Genomic DNA, 19036 nt, shown 5'->3' on the forward strand with positions numbered 1-19036 from the left:
ACGTACGTCGCGTTACCGGGTGCCAGACCCGTTGCTTTTCGCATCCTGATTGGCGCGATGGATGAGATAGGCGCGGATCGCTTCAAGGTCGGATGCGGTGATCTGCGTCCTGAAACCGGGCATTCCCTGGTCCTTGAGCGCGCCGCCTATCACTATCTGGTTGAAGGTGTCGGCGTTGTGGATCGCGCCGCTGTACCGCAGGTCGGGCACCATGCTGGCGCTAACCGCCGCCATGCCATGACAGCGCAGGCAGTTTTCTCCATAGAGACCGTTACCGCGCGCAATCAGGTCTGCAGATGCCGTTTCGGTCGGCGGATCGAGCTGCCGAGGCGCTGCATTCGAGAGGGGTGGCAGGATACCCTTGCCGTCGAGGCGGAACACCAGCAGGCGGTTGGGTCCTACCCCGTTTACCGGCTGTTCCGCCAGTTGCCCGCCTAGCATCGGCCATGCGCCACCCCATCCGGCCATGACCGCGACATATTGAATGCCATCGATCGCGTAGGTGATCGGCGCGGCGGCAATGCCGGTCTGCGCATCGAACTGCCAGAGCAATTCCCCATTCTTGGCATCATAAGCGGCGAATTTCCGTTCAGCGTTACCCTGGAACACCAGGCCGCCCCCCGTCGAAAGCACGCCGCCGTTGAAATTGGCAGCGAGCTCGCGCCTCCATGCGACCTTTCGCCGTACGGGGTCCCACGCCATCAGGAACCCTTTTGTATCCTGGCGGATGGTTTTCAGTTGTTCCGCGTTCCAGGCGGTTCCGCCCTGCATGTCGGTGCCGGTGTTATAGACCCCGGGGACCGGCGTCTGACTGCCACCCTGGCTGAGCGGGATGCCCATTTCCATGACCGGAAGATAGATCAGCCCGGTTTGTGGGCTGTAGGACATGGGCTGCCAATTATGGGCGCCGCCGGAACTTGGATACAGGATCGTCGTCTTGCCAGTGCGATAGTAGCGGGCATCCGGATTTTCCACCGGGCGCCCGGTTTTGAGATCGATGTGGCTGGCCCATGTCGTCTTGGCGATGGGGTCGGCGGACAGCAATTCGCCGGTCGCGCGGTCCAGAATGTAGAAGAACCCGTTTTTCGGTGCCTGCATCAGCACCTTGCGCATTTTTCCGCCTATTTCGAGGTCCGCAAGGATGATCGGCTGTGTCGCAGTATAGTCCCAGCTTTCGGCCGGTGTTTCCTGATAATGCCAGACATATTCGCCGGTATCGGGACGGACAGCGACGATTGAGGCCAGGAATAGGTTATCGCCCTTGCCGTCGCTGCGCAGCCCATGATTTGTCGGGCTGCCATTGCCGACGCCGAAATAGAGCAGGTCAAGTTCGCGATCATATTCGATCGCGTCCCACACAGTGCCACCGCCGCCCCAGCGCCACCATTGCCCGTTCCATGTCGATTGTACCTTACCAAGCATCGCGTCGGATGCGGCATTGTCCCTAGTCCCCGGTTTGCCGGGCACTGTGTAGAAGCGCCACTCTTTCTTCCCGCTTTGGGCGTTATAGGCGGTGATGAAACCGCGCGCGCCGAATTCCGCGCCACCGTTGCCGATGATGACACGCCCCTTGATGACGCGGGGGGCACCCGTGATCGAATAGTTGACAGCGGGCGGCCAGGCGTCGTCCAGCGTCTGCACTTGCCAGCGCACTGTGCCGTCCTGCGCATTGAGCGCGATCAGGCGACCGTCCAGCGCCCCCACATAGACAAGCCCGTTTTCCACCGCTACGCCGCGCGACACTGGACCGCAACATGAGCGTGCGGCCGCCGCACGCACCTGCGGGTCATAGGTCCAGCGCACCTCGCCGGTCCGCGCGTCCACCGCGCGCACCACGTCATAAGCACTGATGATGTAAAGGGTGCCGTCCCGCATGATCGGCGTGGCTTCTTGACCGGCATTGGTGTCGAGATCAACCGACCAGGCAAGGCCCAGTCGGCCCACCGTGTCCCGGTTGATGCTGTTGAGCGGACTGAAGCGCTGGGCGTCAAGCGTCCCGCCGGTCGTCGGCCAGTCGGCACCATCGCGGGTGGCGGAATGTCGATCCGTCCCGCCACAGGCGCTCAGCAAGGCGATCATGCCTGCCATCCACGCCAGTCCTGCGATGCCCTTCATGTAACGATCTCTCAGCCCATCAGGCGAACAGGCGCGACAAGGCGCGTCAGGATGAAATCGGAAGCGGATTGCGCCAGCGGCCAACCCGGTGGCCTTTGACCCGCTCCTGTTACCACCCTTCTTGCCGTTCTTCGCCATCCTCTTTCGTCCGCGCTTTCTCCTGTTCTCTGGAGACAGCTTATGACCCTCAATTGCTCGTCAGAGGGGGCCAGGGGAACCCCAAAAAGCGAAAGGTTGCGATAGGTAAAATGCTATCACTCCCTATCGATTTAACACGTTCTCTCCCGTCTTTGGTGGGCCTATGCGTTGTACCATGGACGCAGTGCCAGCGGCGGCGGCGCATAAGGCCAGAAGGCTGGCGAGGAGAGGTGGGAATGATGCTTGACCAGGCGATCGACGCCTCTGGCACGGTTCATGACCGGCTAACCGCGCGAACCGTCGCAATCCTGTTCTTCTGCGCTTTCTTCATGCTGATCGAAGGGCTGGACCTCGCTGCAATGCCGCTCGCCGTGCCACGCGTGAGCGCGCAATGGGGCCAGCCTCCCTCTGCCTTCGCCCTCAGCCTGTCCGCCGTCCTGATAGGCATCGGTCTCGCGTCGGTGTTGCTCGCCCCGCTGGGGGAACGGTTCGGTCGCAAGCGGATGATCGTCTGGACGGGCATGCTGGCGGCGGGGGCTACTTTCGGCACCGCCACAGCAGACAATATCTGGGCGTTCGTCGTCTGGCGCTTGCTGACCGGCATCGGCCTTGGCGCGTGCCTGCCCAATGTCACGGCCAGCGTGGCCCACATCGCGCCCGTGCATATGCGCGCCAGAATTCTGGCGATCGTCAATACGGCGATCCCCGTGGGTTCGGTGACAGCCGCCCTGATTGTTGCGCCGGTGGTGAGAATAGGCAATTGGCAGGCGCTGTTCGTGATAGCGGGGCTGCTGACGCTGATCGCAATAGCCGGTCTGGTGATCCTGATGCCGTCGCATCAGCAGACGATCCCGTCTTCGTCCACCAAAACCAAGCGGCAGCCTTCAGCCTCTCCGCTTTTTGAGCTATTCCTGCCTGCCCACCGGATCAAGACATTGCTGCTCCTGGGGTTGGCGACGACCAATACGTTTCTCATCTATATGATGATAAATTGGCTGCCGACCCTGCTGCCTCGTGGTGGCATGCCGGTAGACACGGCCGCACGGCTCAGCGGATTATTTCAGTTTGGCGGCATCGTGGGCGGATTTTTTTTCGCCTATCAGTTGGATCGGGGTCGCGCGGTCGGGACGTTTGTTGGCGGATATCTTTGCGCAGCCGCCGGACTGATCGGCATCGCCGTCACTGCCTATAGCGGGACGCTCTGGGCACTGTTGCTACTGGCCATAGGCGTAGGAATTTCCGGGGCCCATATCGCCATCACCATTTTTGGCATGATTTTCTATCCGCAGCATCTGCTGTCCAGTTTTGTCGGCCTGTCAATCGCCGTCACGCGATCAGGTGCGATCTGCGGGCCGTTGGCCGGCGGCTGGCTGGTCGCTCATGTAGCAGGTGTCGGCGGCTTCATGCTCGCCGCTCTTATCCCTGTCGCCCTGTGCATCGCATGGGTGTTGATCATCGGCAGGGCAGAGCGAACCGGCATCATGGCGCTGCCGACGATTACTAAGGAGAATTGCGACCGTGCGTAACTGGATCAAGCTGATAGCTGCAACCACAGCAATGGTTATGCCGGCAACTGCAGTTCTTGCCAGCGGCGCTAGCCTCGCCGCGCCGCAGCCGGCATTCAAGACCTATCCCGCCCGCCCGCAGGCTCCCGCCCAGGCACCCAATATCCTCATCGTCCTGACCGACGACGTCGGTTTCGGGGCAAGCAGCACCTTTGGCGGGCTCATTCCCATGCCAAATTACGACGCACTGGCGGCGCAGGGTGTTCGATACAATAATTTCCACACGACCGCGATGTGCTCCCCGACGCGTGCCGCTGTTGACGGGCCGTAACCATCACCGGGTAGGGTTTGGCGCCATATCCGAGGTGTCGATGGACGCGCCCGGCTATAATGCGTCCATCCCGAAAACTGCCGCGACGATCGGTCAGGTGTTAAAGGCCAATGGATATGACACCTCCTGGTTTGGCAAGAATCACAATACGCCTCCCTGGGATTTGACGCCCTACGGGCCGTTCGACCGATGGCCACTGGGGCTGGGCTTTGACTATTTTTACGGTTTCAATGGACCGGCAACCAGCCAGTTCGCGCCGATCCTGACCGAAAATCTCAACACCATCCGTCCCTATATCGGCAAGCCTGACTATATTCTGGATCGCGATACGGCCGATCATGCGATCCAGTGGCTGGGCGGGCAGAAGTCGTTGCGCCCAGATGCGCCTTTCCTGATGTATTGGTCGCCCGGTACAGCGCATGGCCCTCAGCAGGCACCCAAGGAGTGGATCGCCAAGTTTCGCGGCAAGTTCGATATGGGCTGGGACAAGCTGCGCGTCGAGATATTCAAGCGCCAGAAGGCAATGGGCGTCATTCCCAAGAATGCGCGCCTCAATCCGCGTGAAGCCGCTCTCCCGGCATGGGATTCCCTTACGCCCGAGCAGCAGAAAGTGTCGGCGCGGATGATGGAGGTTTACGCCGCCCAACTCGCCTTCTTCGACGATCAATTCGGCCGGGTAATTGGCGAACTCAAGCGGCTTGGCGAATATGACAATACGCTGATCATCTACGTTCAGGGCGACAATGGCTCGTCGGAAGAGGCCGGGCCGCGGGGTACGAACAATGAATATGCCTCGATGAACAACAATGATCCTGAATGGGATCAGATGATTGGCAAGGAAGACAGTCTGGGCGGGCCGCACAGCGCGGGCGTGTATCAGGCGGGATGGGCTTATGCGATGAACACGCCCTTCCAATATTCCAAGCAGGTTGCGTCACATCTTGGCGGCACGATGAACGGCATGGTGGTATCCTGGCCGGGCCATGTCGCCGACCAGCGGCAGACCCGTGGGCAGTTCACCCATGTCATCGATATTGCGCCGACCGTCTACGAAGCGATCGGCATTACTCCGCCCACGCAGATGAACGGGGTCGATCAGATGCCGATCGACGGCGTGAGTTTTGCCTACACCTTTCGGGAGGCAAAGGCCGCGAACCGCCATACTGAGCAATATTTCGAACTGATGGGCAATCGCGGTTTTTATAAGGACGGTTGGCTCGCCAACACGGTCCCGGCACGCCCGACATGGGATCATAGTCCGACGCATGTCGACCCGCTCGCATTCAAGTGGGAATTATACGATCTCAATCGGGATTATTCGCAGTCCGTCAATCTGGCGGCCAAACATCCCGAAAAGCTCGCCGCGTTGCAGGCCAATTTCGAAACGGCTGCGAAGGCGAACAACGTCTTCCCTTTGACCTCCGATTTCTTCAGTCGTCTCGATGCCCGTTTTCGTCCGTCGATTTTGGGGGGACGCAACAGCGTGACATATTATCCCAGCACGGCGCGGTTCAACTATGGCGCCTTCCCCAGCCTGATGCGGACCGGATGGTCAGCCAGCGCACAAGTAGATGTTCCATCGGCAGGAGGGGACGGAACCCTGGTCGCGCAAGGCGGCTGGGCGATGGGCTGGGGGCTTTTCGTCATCAACGGCAAGCCGGTTTTTCTCTACGATCCTTCCGATCATGATACCGCCATCCGGCTGAGCGGGTCTGAGCCACTCTCCCCAGGCAAGCATAGCATTATGGGGCGCTTCGTCCCGGACGCCATGCCGGGCCGGGGAGGGACATTGGAACTGTCGGTCGATGGCAAGGAAGTGGCTCGCCAGACTACACCCATGTCGTCCTCTTTCCTCGGCCTTGCTGGCTCCGTTGGGCAGTTGGGTGATGAATCTGTCGCCGACGATATGCAACTGCCCTTTGCCTATCAAGGGCGGCTGCTGTCCGTAACGATCAGCCAGGAGAAGGAAACCGGCGCGCGATAGAAATATCCGGCCCGGTTGCCCCCTGTGGGTGCACACAGGAACAAGTCGCCAAGCGTATGAACCAATATGCACTGCGCTCAAGTTGGCCGGATACCCCCTCTGGCACGACGGCGCGCTTGATTACCGACTAACGGCGGAAAGCAAAGGCCTTCGCAAGCAGGGTCGACAAGAAGATTGGGAAAGGACTGATGATGCGGCAAGGGTATCTGAAGCGGGTGCGTGCGCGATTGGCGAAGGATATGGCGCGTGTGATTGCCGCCGGCCTCGTCGCCTCCCTCAGTGGGCAGGCTTTGGCACAGGCTGGTGGCGACGCGGCATCTGCGCAGCAGCAGCAACCGCTGCGCACGCAGGCTGACGGGAACTGGCGCTATTATCCCAATATTCCCAAGGCGCCCAAAGGCGCTCCCAATGTCCTGCTGGTGTTGACCGACGATGTCGGTTTTGGCGCGTCGAGCACGTTTGGCGGGCCGATCCCGACGCCCAATTTCGACATGCTCGCGCGCAATGGACTAAAATACACGCAGTTTCACACGACGGCCATGTGTTCGCCCACGCGGGCGTCGCTGCTGACCGGACGCAACCATCATGCGGTCGGATCCGGATCGATCAGCAACGTGTCCGTGGATGAGCCGGGCTATACATCTGTCATTCCCGACAGCTCGGCAACTCTGGGCCAGGTGCTGAAAAATAACGGTTACGACACCGCCTGGTTCGGCAAGAACCACAATACGCCAGACTGGGAACTGGGGCCGATGGGACCGTTCACGCACTGGCCGAGCGGCATGGGCTTCGATTATTTCTATGGCTTCAACGCCGCCGGGACGGATCAGGCCAATCCGCCGTTGCTTGAAAATCATATCGGTGTCAGCCGTGATCCCAACGATCCCGACTATATCTTCGAAAAGGACATGGCCGACCATTTGCTCGCTTGGATGAGCGCGCAAAATGGCTCCAACCCCGACAAGCCCTTCTTTGCCTATTATGCGCCGGGTGCCATGCACGGGCCGCAGCAGGCGCCCAAAGAGTGGATCGACAAGTTCAAAGGCAAGTTCGACATGGGATGGGATGTCGTCCGCGAACAGATACTTGCTCGCCAAAAGAAAATGGGTGTGGTCGCGCCCGATACGAAGCTGGCGCCGCCGTTGCCGGGTGTGCCCGCGTGGAGCAGCCTGTCTTCCGACCAGAAGCGTCTTTATGCGCGCATGATGGAGGTCGCTGCCGCCCAGCTTGCCTATACCGACGATCAGTTCGGCCGGATCATCGCGCGGCTGAAGGATACCGGACAACTCGACAACACGCTGATCATCTTCATCCAGGGCGACAATGGCGCGGCGCTGCACAATCTACGCGGCACCAACAATGTCTATTCGCTGTTCGCGGGTATCGAGCCTTCGGACGAAGACATGTTGAAAGACATCGATCGACTGGGCAGCGAGCATGTGCTGAGCAACTATCCGGTCGGCTGGGGTTATGCCACCAACACGCCCTTCCCCTGGGGCAAGACGGTCGCGTCCAAATTGGGCGGACTGCGCGATGGCATGGTCATTTCATGGCCCAAGGGCATCGCCGACAAGGGCGGCGTTCGCACCCAATTCAGTCATGTGATCGATATCGCCCCCACCATCTATGAGGCCATCGGCATCGCACCTCCGGAAAAGGTGGATGGCGTTGTGCAGCAACCGATCGATGGCGTGGCGCTAAACTATACTTTCAAGGACGCCAAAGCCCCGACCCGCCATCGCGAGCAATATTTCGAAATGCTTGGCAGCCGCGCCTATTACAAGGACGGGTGGCTGGCAGGAACAGACGTGAACTGGAAGCCTTGGGGGCCAAATAAGACCAATCCCTACAAAGCGACCTGGCAGCTTTACAATCTGAATAACGATTATTCCCAGACCGTTGATGTGTCTGCCAAATATCCCGAAAAACTCGCCGAATTGAGGGCGGATTTCGACAAGGCTGCTGCAAAGTTCAACATCTATCCCTTGTCCGCCGACTTCTTTGAACGGATCAACTCGAAATTCCGACCGCCAGCGATCGAAGCCAATGTCGCCCATGTCTACTATCCGAGCGACATACGCTATCCGGCGGCTGCCTTCCCCGAACTGACGCCGGGCTGGGAAGCCGTTGCGAAGGTAACAGTTCAGGGCATGGAGAACGGGCCGATCCTCAACCAGGGGGGCGTGCCGTCGGGCTATGCGCTGTCGCTGGAAAACGGGGTCCCGGTCTTTACGTATAATCCGTCGGGCCGGGCGCAGGAGCGCCGAACAGTGAAGGGCGGCGGCGCGCTCGCTCCTGGCACTCATGAGATTTCGGTCGCATTCGTTCCTGCGGACAAGGGCTTCACGCTGACCATGAAGGTCGACGGTAAGGTGACCCAGACTGCACCTGTCGATCGCATCATTCGCATCCTTGCCGGCGAAGCGATTATCGGGCGGCCAGCGCTGGACGATCGCACCGGACCGCGGACCTGCGGGTGTGAGATAGAGAAAGTGACGGTCGGCACGGCCAAACCATCGTGATGCTCCACTGGAACAAGGCCGGGCCCGCATGTGATGGCCCGGCCCGGTTCCGATCATCAGGGGGCCCGCGCCCCAACCAAGGATTTCGTCCGGAGATCAAGGAATGACACGCTTTTTGTTGCTCGCGGCTACTGCCTTTGCCGCAATGTCAGGGGCCGCGACGGCTCAGCCCTCCGCTGCAACGCCGACCAAGCAGGACAGGATCATCCTGTTGGGAACTAAGGGTGGTCCGGTCGTTGACCTTGAGCGGTCGGAGCCTGCTTCCCTGCTCGTCATCGGCGGCACGCCCTACCTGATCGACGCGGGCGCGGGTACCGCACATCAGTTTGTAGCGGCGGGATTTCCGATTGGCGCGCTGCGAACAATCTTCATCACGCATCATCACCTCGATCATACGGCGGGACTGGAACCGCTGATGTCGCTCAACTGGATTGGTACGGGGCTTCGCGGCGCCAAAGGGCCGCCGGTCGAAATCTATGGTCCGCCCGCGACCGAATTCCTGGTCGACGCAGCGTTGCGCTACCTAAGCGTGTCGGAGCGGATTTTTCGCGCCGGCATCCCTAGCCTGCCACAAGCCAAGACGCGCTTTGTCGGTCACGACAAACAGCCGGGCCTGATCTATTCTGACGACAAGGTCAGGGTTACGGCGGTCGAGAACTCGCATTTCGGGCACAAGTCCGTAGGGCCTGACGGCAAGGTCGACAAAAGCTATTCCTATCGGTTCGATACGCCAAGCGGATCCGTGGTGTTCACTGGCGATACCGGACCAAGTGACGCCGTCGCTGCCTTGGCGAAAGGCGCCGACATTCTGGTCAGCGAAGTCCTGCCGCCGCGCGTCGACGCGGCGCCTGTGGACAACAGCGGATCAGTTCGCACCGAACTTGCCGCGCACATGACGCTCGAACATCTGACGCCGCAGGAAGTTGGCAAGCTCGCCGCCAAGGCTGGGGTCAAGAAGCTGGTTCTGATGCATATCGCGGGCTTCCTGACCCCCCAATCCACGCAGGTCGTCGAACAAGGAATAAGGGCGCATTACAGCGGCCCCATCTTAATCGGCAAAGATCTTCAATCGATAGATCTATCAAAATAGAATTATAAATTGCGAGAAATATAGTAATAAACTTATGAGCGACATTATATATTTTGAATAATAGACGTTATATCCAAATAAATATTGGGAGGGAGTGATGAAAATTATCTCACAAAGCCATCTGCTTTTGGGAACTGCCATCTGTGGTTTGCTAACGACGCCAGCGTTTGCGCAGGCAGATGCGGCAGGGCAAAATGCCGACGGCGAAATCGTCGTAACGGCCCAGCGCCGCGAACAGCGACTGCAGGACGTGCCAGTCGCCGTTTCAGTCGTCGGCGGCGAAACGCTGCAACGCCAGAACATCACCAGCCTGAACGACATGGCGGTACGCCTGCCCAACGTGCGGATTTCGACCGGCACCATCGCCAATGCGATCACGATCCGGGGCGTCGGGTCAGGGCCCAATCCCGGCTTCGAACAGTCGGTCGCAACCTTTGTCGACGGCGTCTATCGCAGCCGTTCGCGCTCCACTCGCGCAGCCTTGTTTGACCTTGAACGGGTCGAGGTGCTCAAGGGACCGCAGACAACCTTCTTCGGGGCCAACGCGATTGCCGGTGCGCTGAACATCGTCACGCGAAAGCCAGGCGAAGAATTGAATTATAATGCGGTTGCGACCTATGTTCCCTCGACCCAGGAATATGATGTGCAGATGGGGGTGGACGCGCCGCTCAGCCCATCGCTCAGCGCCCGCATTGCTGGTCGCGTGTCGGGTAGCGACGGATATATCAAAAGCAGCATTACCGGCGAAGATGGGCCGCATGACCGCACGGCCCAGGGACGTATCGCTCTCAAATGGGAGCCGGACAGCGACTTCCGGTCGGACTTGCGGATAGACGGCGCGCGCTCGCGCACCCGTGGTTCGGGGATGTACCAGGTTATCAACTGTCCCCCTCCGCCGGGCTTCGCGCTCGCCCCGATCAATGTCTGCAATCGCTATCTCAATCAGAATGGCGGCAACATTGACGACACGCTCGATTATCATTCTGCGACCGGCCCTACTCAAACCAACTATGACTTCATTGAAGGTGCATGGACGAACAGTGTCGACGTCGGCAGCGGATCGATCAACATGATCTCCGGCTATTTCTGGCATCACACCACGAACCTGGGGCAGGGCATTCCATTCCCGCTGACCGATGCGATTGGCGGGACCAATGGCTATCCCACGCGTCAGGATGAACGTTATCGCCAAGTGAGCCAGGAAATTCGCTATCAGTCGGCCACCGGCGGCACATTGGAATATATGATTGGCGGCTATGCCTCGCATGGTCGGTTGAGCACGCGAACAGTTGTTGGTTTTTCGTTCCAGCCCTTTGGCGCGCGCGACACCACGGGCACTTTCAATGCCTCCACATTATTCGCCGGTAACAATATCATTACGCAAAATGATACGACCTGGTCGGGCTTCGCGTCGGCGACCATCCGTCCGATCGAGCATTTCCGGATCAATCTGGGCGCTCGTTACTCCAGCATCCAGAAGCGTGCCCACCGTACGGCCGCGCCAGGACTGGGCGACAATCTCGCATCGTTCGAGGGATTTCAGAGCCTTTCCCCCGCCCAGACAGCAATTGTGGCGCGGCTTCTCGCCACCAATACCGCGGACTTTGCGCGCCCGGAGCGGACCGACAATAAATTCATGCCGTCCGCAAGCATTCAATATGATCTGTCGCGCGACGTCATGATATATGCAAGCTATGCCAACGGCTTTAAGGCCGGCGGCTATAGCTTTGGTGCGCAGAACGAGGATTTCGGGCCGGAAACGGTCAACGCCTATGAACTGGGTATAAAGGGCAGCTTCCTTGACCGGCGGCTGAACATGGACCTGACATTCTATCGCAGCGACTATAAGGACCTGCAGGAAACCAGTCTTCAACTTCAGCCCAACGGGACCATCACCTCGCTGGTGCAGAATGTCGGCGCATCGCGCTCGCAAGGTGTCGAGTTCAATGCCAGTCTGCGCACAACCTCCTGGCTCACGCTCAATACCAGTGTTGCCTATCTCGACGCCAAATATACCGATTATCCCAACGGTGCCTGCACTATTCAGGCACTGGCGCAAGTCGGCGGGGGCTGTACTCAGGATCTGTCGGGCAAACGGCGCACCAACGCGCCGGAATGGAGCGGCAATGTGGGCGCGCGGGCGTCTATCCCGGTCGGCAATTACAATCTGACGGTCGATCCCTTGGTCTATTTCACGTCACGCTATTTCATGGCGGCTACTGCCGACCCGCTGCTGGAGCAGCGCGGCTATACCAAGGTCGACCTGCGCATTGGGTTCGGGCCGCAGGATGGTCGTTGGGAAGTGGCGCTGGTCGGCAAGAACCTGACCGACAAGCTGACTACGCAATATAAACAGTCGATCCCACTCGCGCCCGGTAGCATCAGTGCCCTGGTCGACGCGCCGCGAACGGTCGGCGTGCAATTGACGATCCGGTAAGCGCAAAGCATCCCGGCTCATACAAGGCCGGCGCGTCGTGACGCGTCGACACGATATGGGCCGGGATTCGTGCCGGCCTGAGGGAATTCAAGGAGGCTTTCAGCCCAGCGGACTGGCTATCAACCGCCAGTCATTGCGCGATAGGGCAGGTCATCTTCGTCCGCTGCTCCTATCGCTTCGATCGAAGGCTGTTACTACTGCCCTAAATCGCCAAATGCCGTTCGACCAGGGCGACATGCAGCCGGATACCCAGCCCCAGCACATCATCGTTGAAATCATAATGTGGGTTATGGAGTGGCGCGCCACCCTCGGGCTTTGCCTGACCCAGCCAGATATAGGCACCCTTGCAGGCTTTCAGCATGAAGGCGAAATCCTCCGACGTGAAGGCGGGGTCGGGTGCGAGCTGTGCGACGCCAACGGTCGCTGCCGCGTCGAGCGCTTCCTGCGCCGCCTGTGCATCATTGATCGTCGCGGGATAGTAACGCTGATAATCGACGCTCGCGCTCAACCCATTGGCCAGCGCCACGCCTGCCGCGATCTCGCGGATAGATGCTTCGATCCTGTCCTGCACTTGCTCGTCGAACGTTCGCACAGTGCCGCCGATACGGACTTCGGCGGGGATCACATTATGGGTATGCCCGCCATGGATTTGCGTGATCGACAGCACCGCCGACGCAGTAGGCGCGATCCGGCGCGATATGATCGCGTTCAATTGCGTCACCAGCGTCGCTGCGGCCAATATGGCATCGGGCGTATCCTGCGGGATCGCGGCATGGCCGCCGCGTCCTTCAAGCAGGATTTCGAACTTGTCGGCTGCGCCCATGATCGGGCCGGGCCGCGTCGCGATGGTGCCGGCAGGCAGATCGGGCCAGTTATGCAGGCCGAACACGCGCTCGCACGGGAAACGCTCGAACAGTCCCTCCTGCACCATTTCGCGCGCACCGCCTTGCCCCTCTTCGGCTGGCTGGAAGAAGAAATGGACCGTCCCGTCGAAATTGCGGCTGCGCGTCAGCTGCTGGGCCGCGCCCAGCAGCATCGCAACATGCCCGTCATGGCCGCAGCCATGGAAGGTCCCGGGCGTCTTGCTGGCCCAGGGCAGGTTGGTCTGCTCCTCGATCGGCAGTGCGTCCATATCCGCCCGCAGCCCGATACTGCGTCCCGACGTGCCGTTGCGTAGCACGCCGACCACGCCCGTACGCCCGATCCCTTCATGCACTTCGAGCCCCAGCGCACGCAGCTGCTCGGCAATCCGTCCGGCTGTGCGATGCTCACAAAAGCCCAGTTCAGGGTGGGCGTGAATGTCGCGGCGGAACGCAACGAGCGGTTCGATCAGGTCGGTGATGTCATTCATAATCTATCAACAAGCTTCCGCTTCCAATCCTAGCGTTGCTCGCCAAACAGATGCTGGATCGGATAATGATGTTTGATGAAGGGCGATTTGATCACGACATAGCTGAAATATTTTTCGATGCCATAATCGCTTTCCAGCATACCTTCGATGATCGACTGATAATGGCCGACCCCGCGGGTCACGAATTTCAGCAGATAATCATATCCGCCGCTGACCAGATGACATTCGACAATCTCGTCCAGTTTGCGAATGCGGGTTTCAAACCGGGAAAAGTCGCCCGACCGATGTTCGGTCAGCGTCACCTCGGTAAAGACGGTCAGAAATTCGCCCAGCTTGTGCAAATTGATATGCGCGCCATAGCCGGTGATATAGCCCGCTTTCTCCAGTCGCTTGACGCGGGTCAGGCATGGGCTGGGGGACAGGCCGACGGCATCGGCCAGCTCGACATTGGTGATCCGGCCCGACTGCTGTAGCTGCGTCAGGATTTTCAGGTCGATCCTGTCCAGTCTGGGTCCGCCCAACATGTCCTTGTTCCCCCTTATATTTATCCCAGCGTCGCGCGAATATCTGCCTGTTCGAGCAAGCCGTCGAGCGTTTTCCTGATGCGCGCGAATATCTCGTCCATCTCGGCATCAGTCGCGCACAGCGCGGGAGCCAGGCCGATGATATTGTCGGCAAAAGCGCGGAAGATGACGCCATTGGCATAGCCATCGTTGAACAGGCGGTCGGCGACCTTGAGCGCCGGGTCAAACCGCGCTTTCGTGCCTTTGTCCGCCACCAGCTCGATCGCGCCCAGCAGGCCGCGTCCACGCGTATCGCCCACCAGCGGATGGTCAGCCAGCCCGGCCAGCCCGGCATCGAATCGCGCTGCGACCTTCTGGCCGTTCGCCAATATTCCGCCTTCGGTATAGAGCCGCAACACTTCCAGCCCTACCGCCGCGCTCACCGGATGGCCCGAATAGGTCGCGCCATGGCCGATCACGACATCGGCGGCCGCGCCATCGGCAATCCCCTGATACACTTTGTCGGACATCAGCACCGCGCCCATCGGCACATAGCCGGAGGTCAAACCCTTGGCGACGGTCATAAGGTCTGGCGTCACGCCCTCCGCTTCGCAGGCGAACATCGGCCCGGTGCGGCCAAAGGCGGTGATCACTTCGTCGGCGACCAGCAAAATATCCAGTTCGTCGCACGCCTGCCGCATGGCTTTGAGCCAGCCGACCGGCGGCACGATGACGCCGCCAGAGCCCTGTATCGGCTCGCAGAAGAAGGCAGCGACATTGTCCGCGCCCAGTTCTGCGACCCTGTCCTTCAACTGCTGAACCGACCGGGCGATGATCGCTGCATCGTCCCCTTCCAGATCGCTGCGATAGGGGTAGGACGAGCTGATATGATGCTGCCAGCGCAGCGGCAGATCGAAATTACGATGGAAGTTGGCGAGCGCCGTCAGGCCCGCGCCGGTGCTGCTCGATCCATGATAGCCCCGCTCCAGCGCGATGCACTGTTTCTTGGCGGGCTTGCCGATGGCATTGTAATAATGGGTGATATAGCGGATCGCCGAGTCCACCGCATCCGACCCGCCTAGCGTGAAATAGACATGCTCAAGCCCCTCCGGCGAAAGGGCGACGAGACGCTCGGCCAGCCGCGCGGCAGGCTCGCAACCGAAATGGAAATAGCCGGTCGCGTAGGGCAGGCGTCGCATCTGCTCAGCTGCCGCCTCGACGATGCTGTCCTGGCCATAGCCGACATTGACGCACCACAGCCCGGCAAAGGCATCCAGCACTTCGCGGCCGTCCATATCGGTCAGCCACATGCCCTTGCCGCTTTGCAACATGGTCGCGCCGCGCGCTTCATGGGCGCGGAAGGAAGTGACCGAATGAATCAGATGATCGCGGTCGATGTCCAGCAGGTTACGGTTGGATTGGTGCATCTTGGGGGTGCTCGCCATGGTGGTCATGGGACGCAGCCTATCCTTGTGACGCAGCGGGAAAGTCTCAATCGACCCGTTTACAAGCCTGCCGGGGCCGTATTGGCGAAACGGCGCGGCATATTGTGCCGCGCCGGTCCCGCTCAGGCCAGCGCGTCGGCAATGGCCTTGCCGCATTCCTCGGTACCGGCCTTGCCCTTCAGGTCGCCTGTCCGCAGGGCAGGTTCGGCCAATACTGTTTCGACCGCGCGCATGATGGCGGCAGCGGCATCCGCCTCGCCCAGATGCTCCAGCATCATCGCGGCTGACCAGATCTGGCCCACGGGATTGGCAATGCCCTTGCCGGCGATGTCGGGCGCCGAGCCATGGACCGGTTCGAACAGCGACGGGTGGGTGCCATCCGGGTTTATATTGCCCGACGGTGCAACGCCGATCGTTCCGGTGCAGGCCGGGCCAAGGTCCGACAATATGTCGCCAAACAGGTTGGACGCCACCACGACGTCGAAACGATCGGGGTTCAGCACGAATTGCGCCGTCAGAATGTCGATATGATATTTATCATGGGTGACGGTCGGGTAATTTTTGGCCATCTCCTCCACCCGCTCGTCCCACCAGGGCATGGTGATGGCGATGCCGTTCGACTTTGTGGCGGACGTCACATGCTTGCGCTCGCGCGTGGCGGCCAGATCGAAAGCATAGCGCAATACCCGGTCGGTGCCGTGACGGGTCATCACCGTTTCCTGGATCACGATCTCACGATCGGTACCCGGAAACATCTTGCCGCCGACCGAACTATATTCGCCCTCGGTATTTTCGCGCACCACCCAGAAATCAATGTCACCCGGCTCGCGGCCGGCCAGCGGACAGGGGACGCCGGGCATCAACCGGACAGGGCGCAGATTGACATATTGATCATATTCCCGCCGGAACTGGAGCAAGGATCCCCATAGCGAAATATGATCCGGCACCGTGTTGGGCCAGCCGACCGCGCCAAAGAAGATCGCGTCAGGCTTGCCGATCTGCTCCTTCCAGTCGTCCGGCATCATCTGGCCATGTTTGGCGTAATAATCGCAGCAGGCGAAATCCTGCCATTTCTGGCCGATCGTGAAGCCATAGAGGCTCGCCGCCCGCTCCAGCACGCGGATGCCTTCGGGCATGACTTCCTTGCCAATGCCGTCGCCGGGGATGACGGAGACGTTATAGTTGCGCATGATGCATCCTTTACGAGGGACGTGTGCCAGCGACGGCGGGAACTGGGCTAAGCGGGCGGGACGGGTGGCTCTAGATCTTCAGCCCGCCGATATGGAACGCCTTTGTCTCCAGATATTCCTCAATCCCCGCATGGGCGCCCTCTCGGCCCAGACCCGACATCTTGACCCCGCCGAACGGCGCGACTTCCATAGCGATCGAACCGGTATTGAGCGCAACCATGCCCGCCTCCAGCCGCTCGGCAACGCGGAAGGCGCGATGCAGATTTTCGGTGTAGAAATAGCTGGCAAGGCCATAGCTGGTGGCGTTGGCCAGTTCGATCCCTTCGTCCTCATGGGTGAAGCGGAACAGCGGCGCGACCGGGCCGAACGTCTCTTCTTCCGCCAGCCGCATGTCCCGTGTCGCGCCTGTCAGGACGACGGGGCGCGCAAAGCGCTCACCTGTCGCACCTTCGGGCGCTTGCGCAAACAGGGTCGCGCCGTGCGACAGCGCGTCGTCGACATGCGCCTTCACCTTCTCGGCGGCGGCAGTGTTGATCAGCGGCCCGATGGTGCTGCCCTGCATGTCGCCCGGCGCGACCTTGAGCGCCGACACGGCCTTGGCCAGCTTCTCGGCAAACTGGTCATAAACGCCGTCCTGGACCAGTATGCGATTGGCGCAGACGCAGGTCTGGCCGGCATTGCGGAATTTGCTGACCATCGCGCTGGCAACGGCCAGATCGATGTCGGCATCATCGAATATGATCAACGGCGCATTGCCACCCAGTTCGAAGCTGACCCGCTTGATCGTGTCGGCGCACTGCCGCATCAGCAAAGCGCCTACGCGGGTCGATCCGGTGAAGGACAATTTGCGCACTACAGGACTGGCGGTCAGCGCACCGCCGATCGCTGTCGGAAGGCCCGTGACGACGTTGAACACGCCTGCCGGGAAACCTGCTTCCTCTGCCAGCTTCGCCATGGCCAGCGCGCTATAGGGCGTCAGTTCCGACGGCTTGACCACCACCGGACAACCGGCCGCCAGCGCAGGCGCACATTTGCGCGTGATCATGGCAGAGGGGAAATTCCATGGCGTGATCGCCGCCGATACCCCAACCGGCTCCTTCATCACCAATATGCGGCGATTGGCTTCGGGGGCGGGGATGATGCCGCCGTCGATCCGCCGGGCTTCTTCGGCGAACCACTTGATAAAGCTTGCAGCGTAGCGAATTTCGCCCTCGGCTTCCGCGGTCGGCTTGCCTTGTTCGGCGGTCATGATCCGGCCCAGATCGACCAGATTGTCCATCACCAGCGCATGCCAACGCTCCAGCATCGCCGCGCGATCGCTTGCCGTGCGCGCCTTCCATGCCGGGAAGGCGGCTTCTGCCGCATCTATCGCCGCCTGGGTATCAGCCGCGCTGCAATCGGGCACGGTGCCGATGATCGCGCCGGTCGCGGGATTGTCCACCGGCACGGTCGCACCGGACGTTGCGCCGACCCACGCGCCGCCAATATAGGCGCGTTCGACGAAAAGGGCGGGGTTGGAAAGGGAAAGAGTCATCCGAGCGCCTGTGTCGTGAGAGAGAAGACTTTGATCGAGGGGTCTGTCTGCGGCATCGGCCCGCGCACCATGCGCATCACCCGGCCGACGCAGGGCAGGCCCAATTCATCGAGCCAATTGCTCAACGCGCTTTCTTCCGGCACGTCGAGCCGACAGAAAATCCCGCTGTTCGATCCGAGCCAGTGGGAAATCAGCGCCTTTGCGCCGCCAGTGTCCGGGGCCACCGTCGGCCCGACGACATAGCCGCGGCCAAAACGGCGGAACAGGGCAAAGCCCACCGGTTCATTGGCGCGCGTCAGCACCACGCCTTGCGCGCCTGGCACCAGAGCATCCAGCAGCGTGTCCCGGTTCATGCCGCTCGCCTGCCGCGCCAGATCATGGAGCGTCGGCATGTCCTTCGCCCCCAATGGCCGCACCCGTTCGTCGGGGATGAGTTCGGCGACCGGCACGGCAAAGGCGGCCCCTTGATGCTGGAACACCGGGCCGACCGGTTCAAAGCCAAGCTTGCGATAGAGCGGCGCGCCCTCATCCGTGGCGTTGAGCAGGATCGTGCGGTCGCCAAGATCGGCCATCACCGCCTCCATCAACCGGCGACCAAGCCCCATGCCCTGCGCTGCCGGCGATACGATCACCATCCCCAGCGTCGCCGCGTCGGTCCCGTACAGCCACGCCATGGCCGTGCCGATAACCTCTCCGTCACGTTCCGCCACATAACCAAAGCCAAGGCTGAGCAGCATGTCCCAATCCTCGATCCGGTGCGGCCATTTCTGTTCGCTGGAAAGAGCGTGCGCAGCGGGCAGATCTTCCACGGTCATCGCCCGCAGGTCCACCATCGCCTCTATGTCTGTCGCCATGCATCTTGCTCCCCGGCGGAAATGGGTCGTCCGCCTG

The 19036-nt window shown here is 60.7% G+C and carries 11 protein-coding genes and 1 pseudogene; 5 read left to right on the forward strand and 7 right to left on the reverse strand.

The genetic code is table 11. The annotated features are described in order from the left end of the window. Positions 1-12: 12 nt before the first annotated feature. A complete protein-coding gene (locus tag IWY39_RS20460) occupies positions 13-2115 on the reverse strand; it encodes a PQQ-dependent dehydrogenase, methanol/ethanol family (RefSeq protein WP_107125319.1) in 2103 nt (700 codons plus the stop codon). A 374-nt stretch (positions 2116-2489) separates the two neighbouring features. Here IWY39_RS20460 and IWY39_RS20465 point away from each other — a divergent pair, with 374 nt between their 5' ends. The 5 genes and pseudogenes from IWY39_RS20465 (at position 2490) to IWY39_RS20485 (ending at position 12122) form a co-directional block, all read left to right on the forward strand. Then, complete coding sequence (locus IWY39_RS20465) at positions 2490-3779, forward strand: MFS transporter (protein ID WP_107125320.1); 1290 nt, start codon at positions 2490-2492, stop codon at positions 3777-3779. Between the two features lie 37 nt (positions 3780-3816). Next, positions 3817-6073 (forward strand): annotated as a pseudogene (locus IWY39_RS20470) (arylsulfatase). Positions 6074-6261: 188 nt separating this feature from the next. Next, entirely contained in the window at positions 6262-8595 is a 2334-nt protein-coding gene (locus IWY39_RS20475) for an arylsulfatase (protein ID WP_107125321.1), read from the forward strand. A 103-nt stretch (positions 8596-8698) separates the two neighbouring features. Beyond that, positions 8699-9685 carry an MBL fold metallo-hydrolase gene (locus tag IWY39_RS20480; RefSeq protein WP_107125322.1) on the forward strand — a complete coding sequence of 329 codons (987 nt, stop codon included), beginning with the start codon at positions 8699-8701 and terminating at the stop codon, positions 9683-9685. Positions 9686-9782: 97 nt separating this feature from the next. Then, positions 9783-12122, forward strand: coding sequence for a TonB-dependent receptor (locus IWY39_RS20485; RefSeq protein WP_107125323.1), 2340 nt, complete (start codon positions 9783-9785; stop codon positions 12120-12122). A 202-nt stretch (positions 12123-12324) separates the two neighbouring features. Here IWY39_RS20485 and IWY39_RS20490 read toward each other — a convergent pair whose 3' ends face one another. From IWY39_RS20490 to IWY39_RS20515, 6 genes are all read right to left on the reverse strand, one after another. Beyond that, positions 12325-13473 (reverse strand): M20 aminoacylase family protein, encoded by a 1149-nt coding sequence (locus IWY39_RS20490; protein WP_107125324.1) that lies wholly within the window; start codon positions 13471-13473, stop codon positions 12325-12327. A gap of 29 nt (positions 13474-13502) precedes the next feature. After that, positions 13503-13997: an Lrp/AsnC family transcriptional regulator gene (locus tag IWY39_RS20495; RefSeq protein ID WP_017181880.1), complete on the reverse strand. Its 495-nt coding sequence runs from the start codon at positions 13995-13997 to the stop codon at positions 13503-13505. 20 nt (positions 13998-14017) lie between these two features. Then, on the reverse strand, positions 14018-15430 hold the full coding sequence (locus IWY39_RS20500; RefSeq protein ID WP_107125325.1) for an aspartate aminotransferase family protein: 1413 nt from the start codon (positions 15428-15430) through the stop codon (positions 14018-14020). 113 nt (positions 15431-15543) lie between these two features. Next, on the reverse strand, positions 15544-16611 hold the full coding sequence (locus IWY39_RS20505; protein ID WP_107125326.1) for a tartrate dehydrogenase: 1068 nt from the start codon (positions 16609-16611) through the stop codon (positions 15544-15546). Between the two features lie 70 nt (positions 16612-16681). After that, complete coding sequence (locus IWY39_RS20510) at positions 16682-18145, reverse strand: NAD-dependent succinate-semialdehyde dehydrogenase (RefSeq protein ID WP_107125327.1); 1464 nt, start codon at positions 18143-18145, stop codon at positions 16682-16684. Continuing rightward, complete coding sequence (locus tag IWY39_RS20515) at positions 18142-18999, reverse strand: GNAT family N-acetyltransferase (protein WP_107125328.1); 858 nt, start codon at positions 18997-18999, stop codon at positions 18142-18144. Before IWY39_RS20515 ends, IWY39_RS20510 begins: the two co-directional genes overlap by 4 nt. Positions 19000-19036: the final 37 nt, after the last annotated feature.

It is taken from the genome of Sphingobium sp. JAI105 (assembly GCF_015752145.1).
GTDB lineage: Bacteria > Pseudomonadota > Alphaproteobacteria > Sphingomonadales > Sphingomonadaceae > Sphingobium > Sphingobium xenophagum.